A 21,869-nucleotide genomic window follows, 5' to 3' on the forward strand; every position below is an offset into this window, starting at 1 on the left:
GCGAGGGCAAACCACTGTCGTCATCCTCGGGCTTGACCCGAGGATCCATTCCGGAGGGGACAAGAAGAAGAATGCGGGACTTGAAAACAATCATGCGCGGCCTCGACGCGTTCGGAATGGATCCTCGGGTCAAGCCCGAGGACGACGGTGGCGTGTTCTGTTCCCATCAGAACAGAGAGGAGGCGCATCCATGACCACCGAACTCTTCTCAAAGATCCTCGTCGCCAACCGCGGTGAAATCGCCTGCCGCGTCTTCAAGACCGCAAAGCGCCTCGGCATCGGCACGGTCGCCGTGCACTCGGAGGCCGATGCCAACGCGCTGCATGTGGAGATGGCCGACGAGAAGGTCTTCATCGGTCCGTCCCCGGCCGCGCAGAGCTATCTTGTCATCGACAAGATCATCGAGGCCTGCAAGGAGACCGGCGCCGACGCCGTCCATCCGGGCTACGGCTTCCTGTCGGAGCGCGCCGAGTTCGCCGAGCGCCTGAAGGCGGAAGGCATCGCTTTCATCGGCCCGCCGCCGAACGCCATCGAGGCGATGGGCGACAAGATCACCTCCAAGAAGATCGCGGCGGAGGCGAATGTCTCCACCGTGCCGGGCTATATGGGCCTCATCGACGACGCCGAACATGCCGTCCGCATCGCCTCGCAGATCGGTTATCCGGTGATGATCAAGGCTTCTGCCGGCGGCGGCGGCAAGGGCATGCGCATCGCCTGGAACGACGCCGAGGCGCGCGAGGGCTTCGAGCGCTCCAAATCCGAGGCCGCGTCCTCCTTCGGTGACGACCGCATCTTCATCGAGAAGTTCGTCACCGAGCCGCGCCATATCGAGATCCAGGTTCTGGCCGACTCTCACGGTAACGCGGTCTATCTGGGCGAGCGCGAATGCTCCATTCAGCGGCGCAACCAGAAGGTCATCGAGGAAGCGCCGTCGCCCTTTCTGGACGCGGAGACCCGCAAGGCCATGGGCGAGCAGGCCGTCGCGCTGGCGAAGGCGGTGGGCTATGCGTCCGCCGGCACGGTCGAATTCATCGTCGACAAGGACCGCAATTTCTACTTCCTGGAGATGAACACCCGCCTGCAGGTGGAGCATCCCGTCACCGAACTGATCACCGGCGTTGACCTCGTCGAGCAGATGATCCGCGTCGCCGCCGGCGAGCGCCTGTCGATCACGCAGGACGACGTGAAGCTGAAGGGCTGGGCGATCGAGAGCCGGCTTTACGCCGAGGATCCGTATCGCAACTTCCTGCCGTCGATCGGCCGGCTGACGCGCTACCGGCCGCCGGTCGAGGGCACGCGCTTCGACGGCGTGATCGTGCGCAACGACACCGGCGTCTACGAGGGCGGCGAGATCTCGATGTTCTACGACCCGATGATCGCCAAGCTCTGCACCTGGGCGCCGTCACGCGACGAGGCGGTCGAGGCGATGGCGGAATCCCTCGACGCCTTCGAGGTCGAGGGCATCGGCCACAACCTGCCGTTCCTGTCGGCCGTGATGGACCATCCGCGGTTCCGCTCGGGCGCGATCACCACCGCCTTCATTGCCGAGGAATATCCCGACGGTTTCGCCGGCGCGGAATTGTCGTCCGACAATCTGCGCCTTGTCGCCGCCACGGCCGCGATGGCCCAGTGGATCGCCGACCGGCGCGGTGCCTTCATCACCGGGCGCATGGAGAAGGGCCGCAAATACGGCCCGGCCGAAACGCCCTTCGTGGTGCGCGCGGGCGGCGAGACCTTCGACATCGCCATCGACGACGAGGCGACCCGCGGCTTCTACGACGAGGAAAGCCTGACGGCTCCGCCCAATGGAGAGTGGGGCACGCCGGTCTGGCTGACCTTCTCCGACGAGGACGGCGCGCGGGCCTACCAGATCGCCTGGCGGCCGGGCGACCATGTGGCGACGATCTTCGCGGAGACGGACGAGGCCGGGCATTGGCGCGAGATCGCCGCGATGAAGGTCCGCCCGATCCCCGGCGGCTTCCGCGTGCGCTATCGCGGCGCCGACCTGAAGGTTTCCGTGCTTGCCCCGCATGTCGCGCGGCTTGCCGCGATGATGCCGGAGAAGCAGCCGCCGGACACCTCCAACCTGCTGCTCTGCCCCATGCCCGGCCTCGTCGTCGCGCTGCATGTGGAAGAGGGCGACGCGGTGGAAGAGGGCCAGACGCTCGCCATCATCGAGGCGATGAAGATGGAAAACGTCCTGCGCGCCGAAAAGGCCGGCAAGGTCGCCAAGATCCCTGTTGCAGTCGGCGCCAGCCTGGCGGTGGACGCCGTGATCATGGAGTTCGAGCGGTGAGTGCCCGCGCACCACTCTCCCCCCTTGCGGTGGAGATGTCGGCGCAGCCGACAGAGGGGGGACCGATGCCGAGACAGCCCGTCAGTCCGCAGCTTCGCGCCAACGCAAAACGCATGCGCAAGGACATGACGGAGGTGGAGCGCCGTCTCTGGAACCAGATCCGCGCGCATCGTCTGATGGGGCTCGGCTTCCGCCGCCAGATGCCGGTTGCGGGCCATATCGCGGATTTCGCCTGTCCGCAGCATCGGCTGATCGTCGAGGTCGACGGGACGCAGCACGCGGAGGCGGGCGCGATGGCCTTTGACGAGAAGAGAACCGGCAAGCTGGGTCGGACCGGCTGGACCGTGATCCGGTTCTGGAACCACGAAGTGATGCACGAACTCGACGCCGTCTGCGACCACATCGTCGCAGCCGTCCGGGAATTGGAGGAAATCGCCAATGGCTGAGCCGTCCCCCCCTCTGTCCCCTCGGGACATCTCCCCCGCAAGGGGGGAGAGTGGAGCCAAGCATCATTATCGGCGTAAAATCGCAGGGCACGGTGCTTCGCCGGCTCCATCCACTCTCCCCCCTTGCGGGGGAGATGTCGGCGCAGCCGACAGAGGGGTGCAGCGCGATGTTCGAGGGGAGGCCTTCCATGCCTAAGACCAAACGCGACTGGCTCGATCTGGCCTCCAAGGAAATGAAGGGCCGCGATCCCTCCACCCTCGACTGGCACACGCCGGAGGGCATCACCGTCGCGCCGCTCTATACCGCGGAAGACCTGCCCGAGGGCGCGGCCGACGAATTGCCCGGCTTTGCGCCGTTCACGCGCGGCGTCAAGGCGACCATGTATGCGGGCCGGCCGTGGACGATCCGGCAATATGCGGGCTTTTCCACGGCGGAGGAATCCAACGCCTTCTACCGGCGCAACCTCGCCGCCGGGCAGAAGGGCCTGTCCGTCGCCTTCGATCTCGCCACCCACCGCGGCTACGACTCTGACCATCCGCGCGTTTCCGGCGATGTCGGCAAGGCGGGCGTTGCGATCGACTCGGTCGAGGACATGAAAATCCTGTTCGACGGCATCCCGCTCGCCGAAATGTCCGTCTCGATGACCATGAACGGCGCGATCATCCCGGTGCTCGCCATGTTCATCGTCGCCGGCGAGGAACAGGGCGTCGACAAGGCGAAGCTCACCGGCACGGTCCAGAACGACATCCTCAAGGAGTTCATGGTCCGCAACACCTATATCTACCCGCCGGACCCGTCGATGCGCATCGTCGCCGACATCATCGACTTCACCGCCCGCGAGATGCCGAAATTCAATTCGATCTCGATTTCCGGCTACCACATGCAGGAGGCCGGCGCGACGCTGGCGCAGGAACTCGCCTACACGCTCGCCGACGGCATGGAATATGTCCGCGCCGCCACCTCGCGCGGCCTCGATGTCGACGCCTTTGCCGGCCGACTCTCCTTCTTCTTCGGCATCGGCATGAACTTCTTCATGGAGGCGGCAAAGCTCAGGGCCGCGCGCCAGCTCTGGTCGAAGATCATGACGGATTTCGGCGCGAAGTCCGACCGCTCCAAGATGCTGCGCACCCACTGCCAGACCTCGGGCGTCTCGCTGACCGAGCAGGATCCCTACAACAACATCGTGCGCACCGCCTTCGAGGCGATGTCCGCGATTCTCGGCGGCACGCAGTCGCTGCACACCAATTCCTTCGACGAGGCGATGGCGCTGCCGACGGATTTCTCGGCCCGCATCGCCCGCAACACGCAGCTGATCCTGGAACACGAGACCGGGGTCGCCAATGTCGTCGACCCGCTTGGCGGCTCCTACTATGTCGAGGCGCTGACGAAGGACCTCGCCGACAAGGCCTGGGAACTGATCCAGGAAGTGGAGGCGCTGGGCGGCATGACGAAGGCCGTGGAGGACGGCTTGCCGAAGATGCGCATCGAGGAGGCGGCGGCCCGCCGACAGGCGCGCATCGACAAGGGCGAGGAGGTGATCGTCGGCGTCAACCGCTTCCGCCCGGCCGATCCCGACAAGGTCGACATCCTCGCCATCGACATCACTAAGGTCCGCGCCTCGCAGATCGCCAAGCTGAAGCGGGTGCGCGAGACCCGCAGCCAGAAGGCCTGCGCGGAGGCGCTCGCGGCGTTGGAACAGGTGGCCGCGTCGGGGCAGGGCAACCTGCTGGAAGCCGCCGTCGAGGCGGCGCGTGCGCGCGCGACGCTGGGCGAGATTTCCGACGCGATGGAGCGCGCCTTTGCCCGCTTCCACGCCACGACCCGGGTCATTTCCGGCGTCTATGGCGAGGCCTACAAGGACGATCCGGAATACGCCGCCATCCAGACCCGCATCGGCGAAGTGGCGCAGACGCTCGGCCGCAAGCCGCACATCCTCGTCGCCAAGATGGGCCAGGACGGCCATGACCGCGGCGCCAAGGTGATCGCCACCGCCTTCGCCGACATGGGCTTCACGGTCGATCTCTCCGACATGTTCGAGACGCCCGAGGAGGTCGCCGAAAAGGCGAAATCGATGGGCGTCGACGTCGTCGGCGTCTCCTCGCTTGCCGCGGGACACCTGACGCTGGTGCCCGAACTGATCGACCGCCTGAAGGCCGTCGGCGCCGGCGACATCAAGGTCGTCTGCGGCGGCGTCATTCCCGAACAGGACTACGCCGAACTGCGCGCCGCCGGCGTCGCGGAAATCTTCGGGCCGGGTTCCAACGTGCTCGAAGCGGCGAACGCCGTGCTGGCGCAGGTGGAGGGGATCAGGCGCAACCGGTGAGCCTGACCTTGCCAAACCGCATGTCCGCCCGCACGGCCCGTCACGCGGTCGCGATCCAGATGGTGTGGCGGGGGCCGCGCTTGCCGCGGGCGCGGGCGGTGACCTCTTCGACCGCGAAGCCCGACTGGTTGAGCCGCTTGGTGAAGGCCGGGCTGCGGTGTGAGGACCAGACGGCGAGGATGCCCTTGCGCGTCAGCGCGCGCCTGGCGAGCGCCAGGCCCTCGAACCCGTAAAGCGCGTCGTTCTCGTCGCGGGTCAGCCCTTCCGGGCCGTTGTCGACGTCGAGCAGGATCGCGTCCCAGCCGCCCTGGTGGATGGCCTCGGCCACGTCGCCCACATGCACGGCGACGCGCGGATCGTCGAGGCTGCCCTTGAAGATCTCCGACAGCGGCCCGCGCGCCCATTCCACCACCGCCGGCACCAGTTCGGCGACGGTGATGCGGGCGTCGGCGCCGAATTCGGCGAGCGCGGCGCGCAGCGTGAAGCCCATGCCGAGACCGCCGATCAGGATCGCGGGCGCCTTGCGGTCGCCGACCCGCTCGCGCGCCAGCCGCGCCAGCGCCTCCTCGGAGCCGAACTGGCGGCTGTTCATCAGCGCCGTCGGCCCGGTCATGATGGAATATTCGTCGCCGCGCCGGATCAGCCGCAATTGCTGCCCGTCGCCGGGCACGGTGGCGGTGTCGAGTTCGATCCAGGGCTGCATGGGCGGGTTCCTGTTGGGGCTGCCGGGGTTTAGCAGCGCGGCGTTCGCGGCATCAAGGGGCGCGCGCCATCGCCTCCGCACACGGCGTCGCGCGCGGATTGCGAGGATCCGATCGGTCCCCGGCCTCACGACGTGTCCGGGCGCAGCGCCTGGAGCGCGAGGGCGTGGCATTCGCGCAGGACGCTGTCGACCGTGCGGGTGGAGCCTGGGCGGTGGCCCGGTGGCCAGCCGTGGCGGAGGGGAGGTCTGGCTCTCGCGGATATTCTTTGCTTCGCGCCCTTAAGCTGCGCTTCGCTTGCTGGCGCGAAGAGGGCTGCGGCGCGCCGGGCCTGCAGGCGGGCGAGCCGTCTTGCGTGTCCGTCGATGTCCTCCAGCGCGCGCTTCAGCGCCTTGAGACGGGCGCAGAGGTGGTCGGCGCTGACCTCCTCGTGGTCGTCGGCAAGGTCGAACCCGCCGCACGGGAACGGGTGTTTTCCGTCCCAGCCCTTGGGTCGAAACGGCGCGGCGGATCGGTGAGTGCGAAGGTTGGGAGGAGCGGTTCCGCGGGCTGCGGGACTTCCGGTTGCGGCTGCCACATGCGGGCGAGGCCGAGATTGAGGCCGGTGTGGGTGACGACGAGGCCGGCCGCTTGCAGTTGTTCTAGGGCCGTCGGCTCTTTCGCGGGGCGCGGTTTCAGGGGCCCGACGTCGATGCTGCGCGCGGCGATGACGATCAGCCGGCGGGCGGCGGATTCGGCGGGGCGCAGCACGCGCAGGATCGTCCGCCAGGCGCGCCGCGTCACCAGATCGGCCCCGCCTTCATCCAGCCCGGCGCGCACGAACAGCACCGCGACGATGCGCAGAAGCGCCTCGCGGTTGCGGTCTATGGCGGCTTGCCAGTCGAAGATGGGACGATGCGTCTCGGTCATCGGGCAAGGGTATGGGCGGTGGCGGGAGGGTGGATAAGTTTCCTTCGGTCTCGGCGATTGGCTGCGGGCGACAACTCCGATCGTCATCCTCGGCCTTGAGCCGAGGATCCACTCCGTGAAATGAGCGAAGGGTTGCCGTGTTCGAACGGGAGGACGGGTGTTCTTCACCTTCAGTGAAGTGGATCGCTCACGGAATGGATCCTAGGGGCGACGACGGCGCTTCGCTTGTCTCGGGTCAAGCCCTAGGATGACGGAGGTGGGGATATGGCTCGGCCAATCGCCGATGCCTGACGTTAGCCGCGATGCCTCCTCCCCCGCCGTCATCCTCGGCCTTGAGCCGAGGATCCATTCCGTGAAATCAGCGAAGGGCTGTGGTGTTCGAATGGGAAAGCGGCTGTTCTGCACCTCCAGTGAGGTGGATCGCTCACGGAATGGATCCTAGGGTCAAGCCCTAGGATGACGGATGGGGAAATGGCTCGGCTAATCGCCGACGCCTGACGTTGGCCGCGATGCCTCCCGTCCGTCATCCTCGGGCTTGACCCGAGGACCCATTCCGTGAAGCTCGAACGATGGGCGGCTATGTCTACATGCTGGCAAGCAGGAAGGGCGGGACGATCTATATCGGCGTCACCGCCGACCTGTCGCAGCGTGTTCACGACCACAAGCAGCGAATCAACAAGAGGGCCTTCACCTCGCAGTACGGCGCGGTCCGGCTCGTCTGGTACGAGGAACATGACGACATCACCGATGCGATCCAGCGGGAGAAATCGCTGAAGCGCTGGCGGCGGCAATGGAAGATCGAGCTGATCGAGTCCATGAACCCGGACTGGAGCGAGCTTTACGGCGGAATGGGGTGGTGAGTGGTCTGCGTCATCGGGCGTGGCGCGGACATTACGGAATGGGTCCTCGGGTCAAGCCCGAGGATGACGGCGGGTGGGATGGGCTTCGGGGCTAGTCTCGCACGTTGGCGACTTGGTTCCGTCTTCGGCAACCTATTAAGCGGAAGATTGACCAGATCTGGGCGGTGTTGATGTGAGTTCCGAAATACTTTAACGATCACTCGAAGAGTGAAGGCTGCTGCATTTCGTCAATCAGAAGCTTTGTGTATGCAGGGTTCCTGAAGAATGAATAGTAAGCTGGCGAGTCTAGTTGAATCAACACCTTTGAAATATTTTCAATCGCTAGATCTATCAGCTCGTCATCGGTCGCATTGGGGTGAATTATTTTCCCGACAGCGCACATCGTCAATATATGGAAAGAACCATATGTAACAAATGTATTTTCTGTCCGCATCACCCCTTTTATTCTAATATTCTCTTCTATCTCTGCTCTTTTCTTAGATATCCTTTGATACAATCTGAATCCATCGACCAATTTATCGAGATTTAAGTTATAGAATATTTTTCCATAAGTATCCAAGAAAATGTCATCGGAATCTCTTTTGGCCTGAGCCGGTTCCAAATGAATATATGCGAGGGCTATTTGTCCTGCTTTTAGGGCATCCAACTCCACTAGTTCGCTGGGGAATTCTTCATAGAGCCCGCGTTTCCGAACATACTGAATTCCTCTTTCTAGTAGGTCCTTTTCGAGTTGTATCTGTTCCTTCTCGTTTGCCTTCAAGTCTCGGGGATTGATGCGGTTTTGGCTGTTGCTTGAAAGTGCAATTCGTCCAATTAGATCGCGGTCATCTGTCGCAAAAACGCGAATGAGTACAGACAAATCGCGAAATCGAGACGTGTCCGGATAATGCTGCGCCATTGCATCAAAAATCGCCGAGCATGTTTGAGCCCCGTTTACAATATTCAGATTTTTTACGCCTATCTTCGGCTGATCGGATGTGGCCATAACTTTGAAGTCAGTTCCGACTATTGTTATGCCGTTATTAAAAGAAGCAAAAAAGCGATTCTCTGTGCTGTCAGCGGTGCGAAATATTTCTTGATTGACAGCAGTATGGGAACCAAGAAACCCCCTGACATTCATATCAAATAACGTATAGTCAATTTTGCGTTCGTTTCTAATATCCTTTATTAAATTATATAGCTCTCTGGCAGAAATAAAGGCAACCAAACCCCTCAGAATCGAATGTCCGTGTTCGAGTACGCCGATATCTCGAACGTGAAATACATGTTCTGTTCGGCTGCTCCTTCTCTTGATACAAAATTCTACTAATTCCAAAAGGTGAAATTGCTCTACCTCGATGCTCTTTCTATTAAGCGCGTTCGTTAGAGGGCGTACTTCTGCTTCCGAACATGGCGAGCCATTGCTGACAAGCCATACTTTCAGTTCAGGAAAGTCTCTCTTTTGTAGGTCGCGAATTTCATAAATCTTTTGTACAAGTGCCGGATTGCAAATTCTATCTAGATCTAGGCTTGTATCTTTTATGATTTCTAGAAATCTATGAATTTTTTCAAGCGTGCTCGCTTTATAGCAATTTCGGGACTTTCGTTCGCTTTCGTAGTATTTTGATTGGATAATATGGACGCGTGGCTGGTTTAGGCTTCTTTCAATATAAATGGCATCTACGCCGCAATCATTCGCTCCATCTGTAAACGAGTCATGGATGCTATCGTCATCGGCATAGAATTTATGCGCAAGTAATAAATATATCGGCGCTTTAGATGCGTGCGAAATTTTTTCATCTTTAATAAGCTGGGATACCCTCTCGCCCAATAAGGTGAAGTCTTCCGCATGAGCACGTTGCTGTTTTTGTTCTTCCATATGAATCAAATTCCGCGCCGAAGAGGCGCGGAATGTACTACTTGCTAGTTTTGAATCCAAGAGGTGCTAGTTCCTCTTAACTACAGCCGCTGGTGCTCCCGCACAAGTAATCAGGCGGCGGCATATTTCTGTAGCAAAACCAAGCTGATAGTAGTCGGCATACCAATTCATAATATGCCGAACCACGGTGGTTGCGACGGTAGCCTCAGGCGAGTGAAGGACGCCACTTCTCGACGAAGGAACGCAACCTCATTTTTGGAAGAGGATGTAATCGCTGGTGGCGCTCTTAGGAGCGATCGACCGCAAGTGGAGCGCTGACCGCGAGCTCCCGGGGATCTTAGAGCGGTTTACTCGAAGGATGGTCGGGCCCAGCGTGTTGGGCGCGCAAGAATTCGCGAAGCAAGTCGGCCAGCGCGTCCGGCTCGATGTCCGAAGCGATTTCCCTGGAGGCTTTGTCCCTTAGAACGCGAACCTCCTCTTCGAGTTCGGCGCAATTTTTTTGGAGACGCGCTATCTCGTTCTCCTGTTCCACGAATTCCAGTTCGGCTTCGGCCCATTGCTGTCTGATCCGAAAGAGCTCGTCGTCGGAACGGTCCGCACGTTCGGTGACGGCTTTCCGGACGACGTCCTTGCCTTTAAGTTGCTTTTCTTTGATGTCGGTGACCCAGCTGTTAACCCGAACCTTCAGGCTTGTGTGCCGGGATTTTTGCAGAAGAGTTTCGTTGAGACCCGCGCGCCTCAAGACTTCTTTGGCGCTCAGTCTGCCGCCGGCATATGGATACACTCCTCCGTGTTTCTCAATGTCGGCCTCGATGGCCCTCTGCGCATGTGCGATCTTATCTTCTGTTCTAGCCGCCTTGCGGGCAGCTGCATCTCGTCCGAGAGCTGCGATGGTCTTCGGTGGAGGCGTTTGCGGTTTATTCTTCTGGCTTGCCGGCATCGGAGGTGCTTCCATTCATGCGGTTCGGCGGCTGGACCAAATCGACCTTGCTGTTTCGCTGCTGGCGAATACCTTTTCCCGCACATCGTCCCAACGCTTCAAATGCGCGAGGATTTGCCCTTCTATGTTCGCGAGGACCATACCGGCTTGTTCCTCGATGGCTATGGCGTGCTCACGCAGCAACTGATCCAGAGCTCCCGCGCAATCCGCCTTGGCTCGCGCCATCTCGAGACGATGTTCGCAACTGGTGCGGCAGCCGCCGGGGTCAGGGGAGCCTCTCCCTTGGGTGCATGGACCGAATTCTCCGAGTCCTTTTGTGCAAAGTACCCCTGGCCGGACCAGTTCCCAGTGGGAGCCATTGAAGGTCAGGATTCTGATCGCTTCCGACAGGCTTTCGCTGCCAAGTTCGTGTTCCCCGCGTCGCATCTTGAAGTCGGCAATGCCATTCTCAAGCGAAGTTGCCACGGCTCCACCAGCTGTTCCGGCCTCGACGTCGCCAAGCGCCTCCTCGGCTATTGCATACGCGATCTCGGAAGCAACCCTCTTTGCCTCTTGGGCGATTTCTGGATCCGAAAGCATGTAGTGCAGCGTCATTTCCAGGTCGCGGTGACCAAAAAGGTCCATCAGCACCTGAGGCGCCGATGCGACGCAAAGGGCGATCAATCGAGCAACCGTATGTCGCCATCGGTGCGAATGGGGCCGACTGTTTCCCGTCAGATGTTTCAATCCTAGCTGAGAAATGGCTCGGACAACCGGTTCGTTCACGTTGCGAAGAGGTGAGCCGGCCGGTTCAGCCCCATCCTGGAGCAGCATCCATAAATGTCCCTCGCCGTCAGGGCGAATGACCTGCGCGATCTCTTGCTGAAGGTGCAGCGCCCTTCGAGCTCTAGGATGGATCGGCCAATCGCGAATGCGGCCTGTTTCGGTGTCTTCGAGCTTGACAGTCCGTGCCTGGTAATGACCCGAGTTATCGGGATCAACCGAAGTGTCATCACCATCGAGCAGCTCGCTCGAGCGGCCACCCGTGCAGAAGCCGACCACACAGTAGTTCAACGCTTGCAGCACACCGATCATGATGTTGATGCTGCTGGCGTCGCGAGGTGGCCAGATAGCTGTCGTGCGTTTTTCCTTGGTCCACGAAACTTCCCAAGGAAGGTGGTCTAGCGGATCGCCCGAGGCATCATGCCAAGGGAAGGACGCTATGATTGCCCTGCGTTCTTCGATCGCTTTCGGGTGGCTTGTACTCCGGCCTTTCGAAGCGGCTTCTGTTGCATGGGACCGTAGCAGCGCCCAGCACTCTATCAATTGCGAACCCAAGTTATCTTGCAGCCATATGGCGCGGCGAACCACTTCGCTCACGAACGCGTCGCTAAAGGGTTCTGTTGATCTGGCTTCCTTTTCTTCGGGAACACGGCGAGGAGTTTCTTCTCGAGAAGGGGTTTCCAGTACGACGCCCGTTGGGGTTCGTCCGGCTACGGGTTGAGGGAGAGGGAAGTCGGAAAGGACTCCTCGACTCCCAAGTTCGGCCAGGTCCCGTATCACTGCACGAATTCTCTCACGGGATCCTGATGAATCCGAAAGCTCCAGCGGCATCGTCTTCCAATCTTCGTCGGACAAATGGGACCAGAGAGTGCGATCCGGCGATGTTCGGTTTGATGTAACCCATTCCGCCATGTGCAGAAGCAACCGAGCTTTTTGCAGCCAACTGGAAGGCTTCAAGCTCCTTACGCCCGTGCGCGTCCTTCGGGGGAGAGCCAGCGCAAGGAGTGACCGTCGGATGCTTTGGTCTGTTATCGATGTTCCATCTTCTAATTCTTGGCCTTCCCGCGCGCACGAAACTACCAGTGTCCTGCTGCGGGCCCGCCGGAGCTCCCCGGGCGGCAGCCATTCTTCGGGGACAATCCAGGTGCTCTCTCCCACCCTAACGTTCGGGAAGATTTCGATGTGACGAACTTGCTCCCAAGGCATAGCGCCGAGGGACGAGTAATTGCCAACTGCGAGGGTCAAGGCGGGAACCCACTCTTCGGGGCGGGTTGCCATTGCAGGCTCAATAGGCAGGGAACGTATCATGGGCCTGACGCTCTCCCGACAGAAGCCTGCCGAGCCAGTCTTGAACCAATTCCTCGACTTCTGCGGCGTCGAATTCGGCCAGCGTCGACTCAAGCGCTTCTGCCTCTTCTGCGAATGATGATCCGGCCCATGCCGCCATGGGGATCGTTCGCTGAATGAAGAGGAGTTCTGCTCTCGCACGGGCGAGGGGGATAATGCTGTCACCGAACACTATACCGCTGCTACATCCGGTGCATCGTTGAACCCGACAAACGGTCCCTGGCAAGTGATCGGGTGAAATTCCCGGTGGAGGGGTCGTGGGGGTTAGACATCCCATACCCAGACGCGTCCGCTTTCGAACATCGAGCAGCCGTCTCTCCTGCTCCGGCGTTATCTGCCCTCTTTCCAGCATCAATCGAATTCGGGACGCATCTACGACGCGCCCACTTTCTATTTCGCTGAAAGCGGCGTCTTGGAAGCTGCGGACCAAGCCCTCGCTTTGAGCTCGATAGCGTCGGCGATTGAGATAGTGGACGAGCGAACTGTAGTCGGCGTGCTGGGCCGCAAGCCGCGCAATCAGGATGTTGTTGCCGCTCGTTATGTAGGCATGCCCTATCCAAGCGCTCCTGCCATCGCGGGTCACAACAGCCGCCAAGCTTGGATGTTGCTCGAACAACCCGTGTTTGTCAGCGACTAGCCTAACGATGTTGTTCAGGTGAAAGGAATCGCTGCTGGTGAGATACCCGATCTCACCGACCTGATTCACGACATGATACAGCCATGGGCTTTTCGACATCGCCTCTAGTCTTGCTACTTCGGCAGCCGCTTCCGGGGTGCCTTGTGCCTTTAACGTTGCACGAGCTACAGCAAGCCGTTTGAGCACCGTGCGCCTAAGCGGCGCGGTCCGTTCGATCATGAATCTGAGGATGCGATACGGGTGCCATTCCGGCTTCCGTAGGCATGGAATGAATACTTCCTTCCCGGGCCTATTCTTGTAGCTGTGGATGATGCAGAATTTTGGCTTCTGGGGATGGGGCTCGCACCACGCGCTCTCCTCCGATACATCGATTTCAACAGCCGTGGCCAGATTCCAGCCGGTGCCCAATAGAAACAGCCACAGGTAGATCGCAGTGTCCTGGTAGCTGGGATGGAACCAGCGCAGCTTGCCGACAATTCCCTCACGGGCACGTTCCGTCATGCCTGGCGCAAGGTATTCCGGGCCGTCATGTTTTTGGGCCGCCCTGTTTGCCTTGTTAAGGCCCCTGCCACCTGAAGCGTAAAACTTCTGCTTTGAGGGCAGGATATCGCGCGTCAGCTCTTGAACCAGCCAAGCATGGTTTTCTCTCACTTCCCACTCAGCGCTTCCTTTCTCTGATTGGCTCCCCCTGGGATCCCTTCCTGCCTCGGCCAATATGTGCCCCTCTTGGAACATGGCCTTGATGGACATCGCCTCCTTCTTCATTGCGTTGTACAGCCGCTGGAATCCCTTCAAGTCGACGTCGTCTTTATGGGCAATCCGATCCCTTGAGCGAGCAGGCCAAAAGAGCGGCGTGCATCCACTCACCAACCGTGCGGCGTCCACCAGAGCCTTGATTTGTTTGTAGGCGTTTCCGCTATAACCTTCCTTTTCCGTCCATCGCTTGAGCGCAACACCATGACTGTCCTCAAGATGGTCAAATGATTGAACGCTCATTTCTGGATCTATTTGGTCCAGGAAGCGCAGCAACTGGCGGCAATGCGCCCTGACGGACCTCTCGTAGCTGGCGGCGGAGAAAGAACCTGCAGTATCTCTGCAAGGCCCTGGGCGAATCCCGGTCTACCCCGAAAATCACCGCGCCACTTTTTCCGAAATCGCGGCGACAAGTTCGCACGTCTGCCGCCTGCAGCGAATTCAGTCAGATCGACTCTGTAGTGGGATCCATCGTGAGAATTCACCCAGAAACAAAGGCCTCGTTCCGGCGGTGGTGGTTCCTGTGGACGTGGCTGGATCATGTCGCGAACTCCTCGCCGGATCCGTCGGACAAGAAGCTGTGCCATCCAGTCGCCGCAGACGACAGTCCGGAAGCGGTGACCAGCCACCTCAGGTAAAGTTCTGTTGTTTCCTCGCTGAGGTGACCCAGCTGTTTTTGCAACGTTTTGAGGTACCAAGTCCCTCGCGCCACGATCCAGTCTGCACCCATTGAGGAAAGTGCTCTTCCCGCCGACGCGGCTTCGTCCTCAAGCGCGTAGAGCACGAAGAAGCATGCGTAAGTGTGACGGCCAGCGTGTGTATGCCAGCCTGTCGGACGAGGGTTTACTTCACGAAAACAGTCGTACAGCCGCGCTTTCGAAATCGGTGTGCCTTCATGACCGCGAGCGTCCGACAGGAACAGTCTTGGCGAAGGGGGCGCCTTCTTACGTTTGTGCCACAGGTACCGTAATCTCAGTCGCTTCCCTTCGATCCATTGCCGGATTTCAAGAAGGAACGGGATTGCTAGAAAAATCGTTCGCGGTCTGCCGCCCTTGGTCACAAGCAATGTGACTGGCGCTACAAGTTGCCCCGCCGAGGAAAGCTCGACAAGCTTCTCCCGGGAAGGGATCTGGTCTTCGTTTATGGCGACCGTTTCAAATAAACGCGTTCCGGCCTCGAGTACGAAACGCGAAGCGAGATACTTCGCATAGCCTTTCTGGTCGCGGACCGCGTGAAGCCAATCTCGTACTTGTTGTGGGCGGGGAAGGAAGCCGACCTTCTCCACGTCCTTCGATCGAGATTCCGGCAAGCGTCCTAATCTCGACCTGTCAGTTCGCATACCTTTGCGGGAACTACTCGCGCTGCGTGTGCGCCGTACAAGCAGCCGTCGCTCGATATTAAAAGGCTCCCGTAGTCCCCGGTCGGCGGCCCAAGCCAAGAAAGCTGCAGCTTCATCCGCCCGTTGATTTGCTGTCCTTGGATCGTTCTTTCGTCCGCTCAACGACCACCGACCGAGCGCCATGTCGTTTTGGAAGGCAAGTACTCCGACTTTATAGCAAAGCGTGCGCCAGTCGGATTTCGTGAAGCCGCACCAATCGATGAAGACTCCGAGATAGCGTGCAGCGTTCTCCAAAGTCTTGGGCAACGGTATGCGATCGGCTTCCCAAGGAACTCGATCCCCGATTCCAGCTTTGCCAAGTGCCCGTTCGCGTAGATAGCGATTGTGTTCGCGACAGTATCGTCCGGAGGCGTCGAAGAGTACGGGGACCTCGGCTGCTGCATGAAATCCCAGGCTACGGAGCCTTTCGGCGTGGGGATAAAACAGTTTTGTCATCGTCCTGCCCTCCAGGCCGCATTCTCGCTATTCCGCGCAGCGCAGGAGTCCGTCCCAGGGGGGTGGGCTTCCCGGGGAATTGGCGCACGTCGGAAACGTGCGCAGGTCGCAAGCTGCGGCGGCTGCCGGAAAGAAGCAGGCCATGCCATGATACTCACTTATAGGCGCCGCATTGGTTTCCGTTCGCTCTGTCTGTTGTTTAGCGATCGTAAGTTGCGTGACGCGCGTGGTTGTTTTTGCGTCGCCTGATCGTGTGATATTTACTTCGGTGGGTGAGGGGGGTCGCATCGAGTTATTCTCCGTTTTCGGCCCAAGAGAACTGATTTCGCTCGAGTCCGCAAGCAACTGAGTAACCCCACTTGACTTTGTATTTTCAACCAATCGTAGGTTCTGTAATTCTATTCATGATGGTGTAAGGTAAAATTATGGTATTCTCCTTTTAGTTCATAATCTCGAAATGAATCCTTTGTCGGTAGCATGCCTTTGATCTTAAACGGCGTTTGATGCGGATTCTGCGAGCGATACTTTTGGCAGGCTCACACGCCATCAGGATTCGTGGTCAAATCCAGTTACGTATGCGCAGGGGCAAGTCCTTGCTCCAGGGGCCGAATCCCCCCTGCCGAAATCGCCCATCTGAGGTGCTGGCGTGAGCCTTCCGGCATTGAGCTGCAACTTCGGGTTGATCGCACAATCCACAGAAACCTAACTGTTATCAACAGGGATTGTATGTAATGCGGCATGCATCAGCGCAATCTGAATGGCCCCTAGATTCATGAAGACGGCCCTCGGCCGTGGACGACTCGCGATCATTCATCAGTGCAGAAATACGCGGCAGAGCCTGCAATAGTCCCAACCAACAAGCTGCGGTCGAGGAACACGTTGCGCTGCTCGCAGCTTGTCTCGGCGATCAGCAGACATCCGTGACAGGCCGCACCATGAAGCGCTCTGTCCTCCGAGGCCCTGGTGGGGTCGTGGTCAGCACAGATGGGGTCTCCGGAACACAGACCGAGACGGCCGAGAGCGGACGCCATGACCATTGGGAATCGGCGGGTAACCTCGACCAAGCCGCCTAGCGTCCCCTGATTGCCGGCGCTGGCGGTGTAAATGAGGATGCCGCATTCCTTCGGCTGGCCCGGTAGACCCGGAAGGAGGTAGAGGCGCTCTTTCAGCGAGCTTGCCGGGTAACCGCAGTCGATGGCGACCTCGTTGATCAGTGCATGGGAGAGGCTGTGCGCCATCGTGTACTCGATGTGTTCGCCTTCCCAGGCCATCTTGTCCGAGGCGCCGCGATCGCGGCGGGACTTCTTCCAGGCTTTCAAGCCGCCGTTCAACACGGATCGCCGCAACTGGACATCTGATCGCGTCGCCCATGCCATCAGCGCGTTGGGGTCAAGGCGAATGAAGAAGCCTTCGCCGTACTGTTCGATGGCAGGGAGCCAGTCCGGGGTCTCACCCAGCGGCGCGCCGTTCACTGCGAGACCGACATCCTCCACGCCGTCATCGGCGAGCGGTGCCGGTTCGAAACGCGTGAATCCATAGAGGCAGGAGACTTCCCGAAGTCTATGCACCGCGACCAGATCTTTGATCCCTGCCAGCATCTCCAGACGTTTCGGGTCCCACAGGTCACGGTCCAGCGTCTCGGCGTGGAGCCTTGCATCTGGGCGGTTTTCGCCGATTAGTTTCCGACCACTTGCCATCAGCTGGAACTCGGCGATCCGAGGATTCAGCTGGTCGAACTGCTCGGCATCCTTGCCTGCTGTTCTTCGCGCTTCGATACGAGCCAGTATGTCCGGATCGGAGAAGGGTCCCAGGTTAGCGGCGACCACGGGGTTGAACCGCTTCGCCATGGCGACCTCGGTCGCGGAGGAGCAGGTGCCCACGCTCGACCACACCGCATCGAGCGCCTTGTCGAGCGCATCGTTTGATTCCGGCAGCGAGATCACGCGAACGATCTGGGGAAAATAGGTGTTGGTTGCGCTGCGGGTGAGAAGCCTCAGGGACTTGTCGCAGCGGTCCGGATCGTCCGAACCGATCCAGAGCCGCTTGCCGCTGCACGGACCGAGTCGGCCGGGTTGAAACAGCTCCTCCAGCGAAAGCTGCGCACCGCACTCGCAGACGATCCGTGTGTCGCGAGGGTCGGCGCTGGTTCCCGAATCCTCGAGCCACATCGCGCGGCGGCAGGCACCCCCTTCGCCAAGTGTCTCGCCGAAGCGGCCCGCATGCACGACGCGCCGCCACTCGATATCCTGCAGGTGCCCCTTCTCGCAGCCGCAGACGAAGCGGAGCGGCGATGCGTGGCGCTTCTTGCCATCGTCGCCCTTCCAGTCGAGCCGCTTGGGTGCCTCAAGCTCGCTGAAGCGCACGATCCGGCGACGGTTTGGCGGATCGCCGGCGATGGAATCGCAGGCGAACCACTCCGGAAACACCTTTGCCTTGATAGCCGGCGACGGCAGGCGCGGATCGCCGGGATCGATCGGCGGCGTGCGGAAGCTCAGCGGCTTGTCAGAGGAAATGCGCTTGTCGTCGCCGCCTGCAAGCCTGCGCTCCAAGAGCTGCGCGAGCCGTGGTTCCTCGATCGGCTCGAATGCCTGGGGCCCGAAGGATTCCCAGTGGTCGAGGCCCATCACGAGGACCGAGCGGTCGGGCAGGTCCATCATAGCGCCCGGGCCGAAGAGCCCGACCACCTGGCCCATGCGGATTTGGACTTTCGCCATGGTGGTCCTCAGCTCAGCGTGTTGCCGAAATTGTCGATGATCTTCAGGGCCGAGGAATGCTCCACATCTCGCATGGAACGACCTGCCTTGAAGGCTTTGAGGTCGGGATCAAGGCCCGCCAGCAGTGGGTCGAGCGGCTGGTGCAGGAGCGCCTGCGTGCCGGGATAGCCGTAGTAGAGCTTCTCCGCATTTCCGCGCCGGTCGTCGGCGATACGCCGCCAGGTGTCGAGCAAGCCCTCGACAATCGCTTTCAACGCCGCGTGCCCGCCGACAACCGCGTCTGCGGGCGCGCGGGAGAGGATCACGTCGACGATCTCCTGTGCTCGTACATGGTCAGGCATCTCCACGGCATCGCGCTCGTCGGTCAGCTCGGGATGTAGATGCCGCACGCAGGCCACGATGACGGCGGCGAGAGCGCGGTCGATCGCTCGCGCTGCCCAGGGCGTTACGCTGGTTGGTTCGACGACGCGGTAGAAGGCGGCGTGGAATTGCCGGAAACGCTCGAAGTGCAGGCGGTCACGCGGCTTTTGGGCGTTGAGGAGCGTCACTACCAAGCCGGGCCTGTCGGGCAATCGTCCGACACGGCTCGATGCCTGGATGTACTCCGACGCGGATTTCGGCTGCCCTTGCATCAGCATCAGCCCAAGACGGCCGATGTCGAGACCGACGGAGATCATGTTGGTGGCGAGCGCCACGTCCACGCCGGCCTTGTCGGTGGCGACCACAGCAAGGGAATCCTTCGCTGCGGCTACTTTGTCGGTGCTTTCGCGGGAGGTGAGTTCGAGCACGTCTCGCAGGCGACGGCTCGCGAAGGGCTGGTCGTGTGGCTCGACGCGTCGCCGCTTGTCCCCATAGTCGGAAAGATAGCTGCGCACCTCGTCCTCGACGATGCGGCGCGCGCCACCGAGTTCGCGCAGCGCGTTGAAGTAGCCAAGCGCTGTCATATAAGGGTCGGCATCGTTGCCGTCGTCCGCCTCCTTCTGGGCGGCAGCGAGCAACGTGGTCAGCGTGCGCAGGAAGACGAGCTTCGGGCCCTTTCCGGGAGCGGCGAGTCCTAGATAGAGGCGTGCCGGACGTTCGGTCGGGGGCACGGTCTTTGCAAAGAAGCTGTCGCGTCGGTCCGGGCCGGGCGGCGGAAAAATCTCCGTCGTCTCGCGGTCGAACAGCGCCTTGATCTGCGCCGACGCGCGCCGGACGGTCGCTGTCGAGGCAACGATCTTGGGTCGCACGCGGCGTCCCATCACTGTACGGGTGGCAAGGCGGTCGAGGGCGACCTCGTAGAGCGCCGCGACAGTCCCGAGCGGGCCGCTGATCAGATGGAGCTCGTCCTGGATGATGAGGTCCGGCGGGTCGAGCGTGTAGTCGTTATCAAGCGGCCTTCCGTCCCCCGCCTTGTCGTTCGCCCCGTAGAAGCCCCACTCGTCCGTGCGGTTCACGTGGCCGAAAAAGGCGCCCGCCTCGCCGAGCCAAGGCAGCCCGGCAAACTTGTCCACGGTGGCGATGACGAAGGCAGGAAGCCGGCGATAGATCGCCTCGTCCACTGTGAGGATTGGCAGAGCCCGCGCACCCGTAAAATCGCAGTCCACGTTGGTGCAGCGAATTTCCATGTTCTTCGGCGCGTCACGATTCGGCGTGCACGCGAAGCTGTCAGCCGTGAAGGGCCAGGCGCACCAAGGACACGCCTTGATCGGCGCGGGCGCTTCCCGCCCCGAGGTCTTGAAGCGCTTGACGCGTATGACCGCGGTATCAGGATTCGCATTGCCCTTGCCGCCGAGGCGGTTCGGCGAGGCGGCGGAGCCGACCCAGAGGCCGATCTCGATCGGCCAGTCTCCGAGGAGACGCTTCGTACCTTCCATCCAGGTGGGTTCACCGCGCATCAGCTCCAGCGCGCAGACGACGCCTGCCGCGCGCGATAGCTGGTCGAGAGTCAGAAGGCGCAGCGTGTAGCGCATCAGCACCGAGACGCCCGCGCCGAGCTTCCCGCTTGCGGTCAGGCGGCGGCGGGCGATGGTCCAGGCGGCGAGGCCCAGATAGGCTTCCGTCTTGCCGCCGCCGGTGGGGAAGAACAGCAGGTCGACGAGTTCCCGGTCCTCGTGCAGCTTGTCATTCAGGCCGGGCAGGTTGAGCAGCACGAAGGCGAGCTGGAATGGCCGCCAGGTCGGCTGCTTCTGCGCCGCCGGATCGCCGCCACGGCCCGCCGTGCGCTGCCGGGCCGCGCGGGCGACGGCCTCGTTCATCGCCAGGAAGGCGAGCCTTGCCCACTTGTCCTTCTTGAGGAGCGCGATGCCGGCCTCGATCCGGCCCTGCGCGCGACGGGCCGCGTCGAGCAGGCGCTCGGCCGTCTTGCGCCGCGGCTCTCCATCAATCCTGCCAACCCCGCTTGCTTCTGCGGTAATCCAGTTCGCATACTCGGCCGGGAGGCCCGATAGCGCGGCTACCAGCGCGTCCGGATCGCTTGACGCGAGCTTCGCCAGATCCTCCATGCCGAAGGTCGCGCCGATCTTCTCGTTTGGCTCGACACGCTCAACTTCGGCCATTGGCAGGAAGTCGGTCTGCGCGGCGCGTACGAGGCGATCCTCGTCGGGCGTCCAACTTGCTGAGGTGGCGTTGCCAACGGCATATTCGGCCACGTCGCGATAGTGCAGGTCGGAGGTCGCGGCGTCCGGATCGGCGGAACCGAAGCCGGTCATGTCGATGCGCGGATGAAGCGGCAGCTCACTCCGGACCTCGAGCTTCACCTGGAAGGCGAAGGTCACGTCGGCGAAGCGGCGGCGCGCCGGGTCGCGGCGGTTCACCAGCATGATCGTCAGCGCTACTACCTCGGCCTTGCTGCCGTCCGGCTGAGGCAGGCTGTAGGGTCGAGCGAAGGCTTCGACCACGAGCCCGCCGCCCGGCCGCTGGCGTCCGGCCGAGCCTGTAAGGGTGCGCTTGACGCGTTCGCCGGGCTTCGGCACCGGAATGGTCACGCTTGCCCGTCCGGGAATGCGCTTCCACACGACATCCTTGTGCTTAGGATCGAAGGCGGCAGTCTCGTCGATGAACACCTCCGGCGGCAGCGGCGGCTCGGTGACGTAGTCGCCCCAGGTCGCGGTGACGTCGACGCTCTGGGTGCGTGCGTCGACCAGAACGGTCAGTCCGCAGGCCGAGGGAGCGAGTGGGCGGCGCGGCGCAGGGTCGTCGGGGGCGGCATCGTCGGCTGCACGGGCGGGACCCGTTTCCGGGTCGCTCTGCTCCTCGCCGTCCGTCGCGGTGTCGCCGGTCTCTTCGAGCTGGTCATCCTCGTCGACGCCGTCCACCGGGGCAGGCACCAGGAATCCGGTCAGGTACCAGCGCGAAGGATTCGTTTCGAGCGTTTCGTCCGCCAGGTCGGTATCGCGCGGGTCGGGACCGATCAGGTCGCGCCGCAGCGTCTCGACGAGCCGGCCGCGCACGGCGGTGGGGGATTTCGGGTCGGTCGTCATTCTTCCACTTTCTCGGTTTCGTCGGCC

Annotated in this window: 13 protein-coding genes; 4 read left to right on the forward strand and 9 right to left on the reverse strand. The window is 61.3% G+C overall.

Features of this window, described 5'->3' with window-relative positions; all coding sequences use genetic code 11:
* Positions 1-190: 190 nt before the first annotated feature.
* The 3 genes from MRY80_RS15245 (at position 191) to scpA (ending at position 5,066) form a co-directional block, all read left to right on the forward strand.
* Positions 191-2,296, forward strand: a complete 2,106-nt coding sequence (locus MRY80_RS15245; protein WP_293291893.1) for an acetyl/propionyl/methylcrotonyl-CoA carboxylase subunit alpha — start codon at positions 191-193, stop codon at positions 2,294-2,296.
* Between the two features lie 65 nt (positions 2,297-2,361).
* Positions 2,362-2,742: a DUF559 domain-containing protein gene (locus tag MRY80_RS15250; RefSeq protein WP_293291894.1), complete on the forward strand. Its 381-nt coding sequence runs from the start codon at positions 2,362-2,364 to the stop codon at positions 2,740-2,742.
* 188 nt (positions 2,743-2,930) lie between these two features.
* Entirely contained in the window at positions 2,931-5,066 is a 2,136-nt protein-coding gene (gene scpA / locus MRY80_RS15255; RefSeq protein WP_293291895.1) for a methylmalonyl-CoA mutase, read from the forward strand.
* 40 nt (positions 5,067-5,106) lie between these two features.
* On the opposite strand, the gene MRY80_RS15260 is transcribed toward scpA, so the two are convergent.
* Together MRY80_RS15260 and MRY80_RS15265 are read right to left on the reverse strand one after the other, a co-directional pair.
* Entirely contained in the window at positions 5,107-5,769 is a 663-nt protein-coding gene (locus MRY80_RS15260) for a spermidine synthase (RefSeq protein WP_293291896.1), read from the reverse strand.
* Between the two features lie 382 nt (positions 5,770-6,151).
* Entirely contained in the window at positions 6,152-6,676 is a 525-nt protein-coding gene (locus tag MRY80_RS15265; RefSeq protein ID WP_293291897.1) for a hypothetical protein, read from the reverse strand.
* A gap of 569 nt (positions 6,677-7,245) precedes the next feature.
* Between MRY80_RS15265 and MRY80_RS15270 the strand changes: the two genes are divergently transcribed.
* A complete protein-coding gene (locus MRY80_RS15270; protein ID WP_293291898.1) occupies positions 7,246-7,536 on the forward strand; it encodes a GIY-YIG nuclease family protein in 291 nt (96 codons plus the stop codon).
* Positions 7,537-7,732: 196 nt separating this feature from the next.
* Here MRY80_RS15270 and MRY80_RS15275 read toward each other — a convergent pair whose 3' ends face one another.
* The 7 genes from MRY80_RS15275 to drmA all read right to left on the reverse strand — a co-directional run bounded on the left by MRY80_RS15275 (position 7,733) and on the right by drmA (position 21,842).
* Complete coding sequence (locus tag MRY80_RS15275; RefSeq protein WP_293291899.1) at positions 7,733-9,394, reverse strand: AIPR family protein; 1,662 nt, start codon at positions 9,392-9,394, stop codon at positions 7,733-7,735.
* A 337-nt stretch (positions 9,395-9,731) separates the two neighbouring features.
* On the reverse strand, positions 9,732-10,334 hold the full coding sequence (locus MRY80_RS15280; RefSeq protein WP_293291900.1) for a hypothetical protein: 603 nt from the start codon (positions 10,332-10,334) through the stop codon (positions 9,732-9,734).
* Between the two features lie 15 nt (positions 10,335-10,349).
* On the reverse strand, positions 10,350-11,693 hold the full coding sequence (locus MRY80_RS15285; protein WP_293291901.1) for a hypothetical protein: 1,344 nt from the start codon (positions 11,691-11,693) through the stop codon (positions 10,350-10,352).
* A 688-nt stretch (positions 11,694-12,381) separates the two neighbouring features.
* Positions 12,382-14,109, reverse strand: a complete 1,728-nt coding sequence (locus MRY80_RS15290; RefSeq protein WP_293291903.1) for a hypothetical protein — start codon at positions 14,107-14,109, stop codon at positions 12,382-12,384.
* A 262-nt stretch (positions 14,110-14,371) separates the two neighbouring features.
* On the reverse strand, positions 14,372-15,667 hold the full coding sequence (locus MRY80_RS15295; RefSeq protein ID WP_293291904.1) for a site-specific integrase: 1,296 nt from the start codon (positions 15,665-15,667) through the stop codon (positions 14,372-14,374).
* 806 nt (positions 15,668-16,473) lie between these two features.
* Positions 16,474-18,381: a DUF1998 domain-containing protein gene (locus MRY80_RS15300; RefSeq protein ID WP_293291905.1), complete on the reverse strand. Its 1,908-nt coding sequence runs from the start codon at positions 18,379-18,381 to the stop codon at positions 16,474-16,476.
* A gap of 8 nt (positions 18,382-18,389) precedes the next feature.
* On the reverse strand, positions 18,390-21,842 hold the full coding sequence (gene drmA, locus MRY80_RS15305; protein ID WP_293291906.1) for a DISARM system helicase DrmA: 3,453 nt from the start codon (positions 21,840-21,842) through the stop codon (positions 18,390-18,392).
* Positions 21,843-21,869 lie beyond the last annotated feature (27 nt).

It is taken from the genome of Oricola sp. (assembly GCF_022763245.1).
Taxonomy (GTDB): domain Bacteria; phylum Pseudomonadota; class Alphaproteobacteria; order Rhizobiales; family Rhizobiaceae; genus Oricola.

Bases quoted from the DNA above. Each gene is read 5' to 3' on its own strand.
- MRY80_RS15245 (WP_293291893.1), top strand. From the start codon at position 191: ATGACCACCGAACTCTTCTCAAAGATCCTCGTCGCCAACCGCGGTGAA.
- MRY80_RS15250 (WP_293291894.1), top strand. From the start codon at position 2,362: ATGCCGAGACAGCCCGTCAGTCCGCAGCTTCGCGCCAACGCAAAACGC.
- scpA (WP_293291895.1), top strand. From the start codon at position 2,931: ATGCCTAAGACCAAACGCGACTGGCTCGATCTGGCCTCCAAGGAAATG.
- MRY80_RS15260 (WP_293291896.1), bottom strand. From the start codon at position 5,769: ATGCAGCCCTGGATCGAACTCGACACCGCCACCGTGCCCGGCGACGGG.
- MRY80_RS15265 (WP_293291897.1), bottom strand. From the start codon at position 6,676: ATGACCGAGACGCATCGTCCCATCTTCGACTGGCAAGCCGCCATAGAC.
- MRY80_RS15270 (WP_293291898.1), top strand. From the start codon at position 7,246: ATGGGCGGCTATGTCTACATGCTGGCAAGCAGGAAGGGCGGGACGATC.
- MRY80_RS15275 (WP_293291899.1), bottom strand. From the start codon at position 9,394: ATGGAAGAACAAAAACAGCAACGTGCTCATGCGGAAGACTTCACCTTA.
- MRY80_RS15280 (WP_293291900.1), bottom strand. From the start codon at position 10,334: ATGCCGGCAAGCCAGAAGAATAAACCGCAAACGCCTCCACCGAAGACC.
- MRY80_RS15295 (WP_293291904.1), bottom strand. From the start codon at position 15,667: ATGACAAAACTGTTTTATCCCCACGCCGAAAGGCTCCGTAGCCTGGGA.
- MRY80_RS15300 (WP_293291905.1), bottom strand. From the start codon at position 18,381: ATGGCGAAAGTCCAAATCCGCATGGGCCAGGTGGTCGGGCTCTTCGGC.
- drmA (WP_293291906.1), bottom strand. From the start codon at position 21,842: ATGACGACCGACCCGAAATCCCCCACCGCCGTGCGCGGCCGGCTCGTC.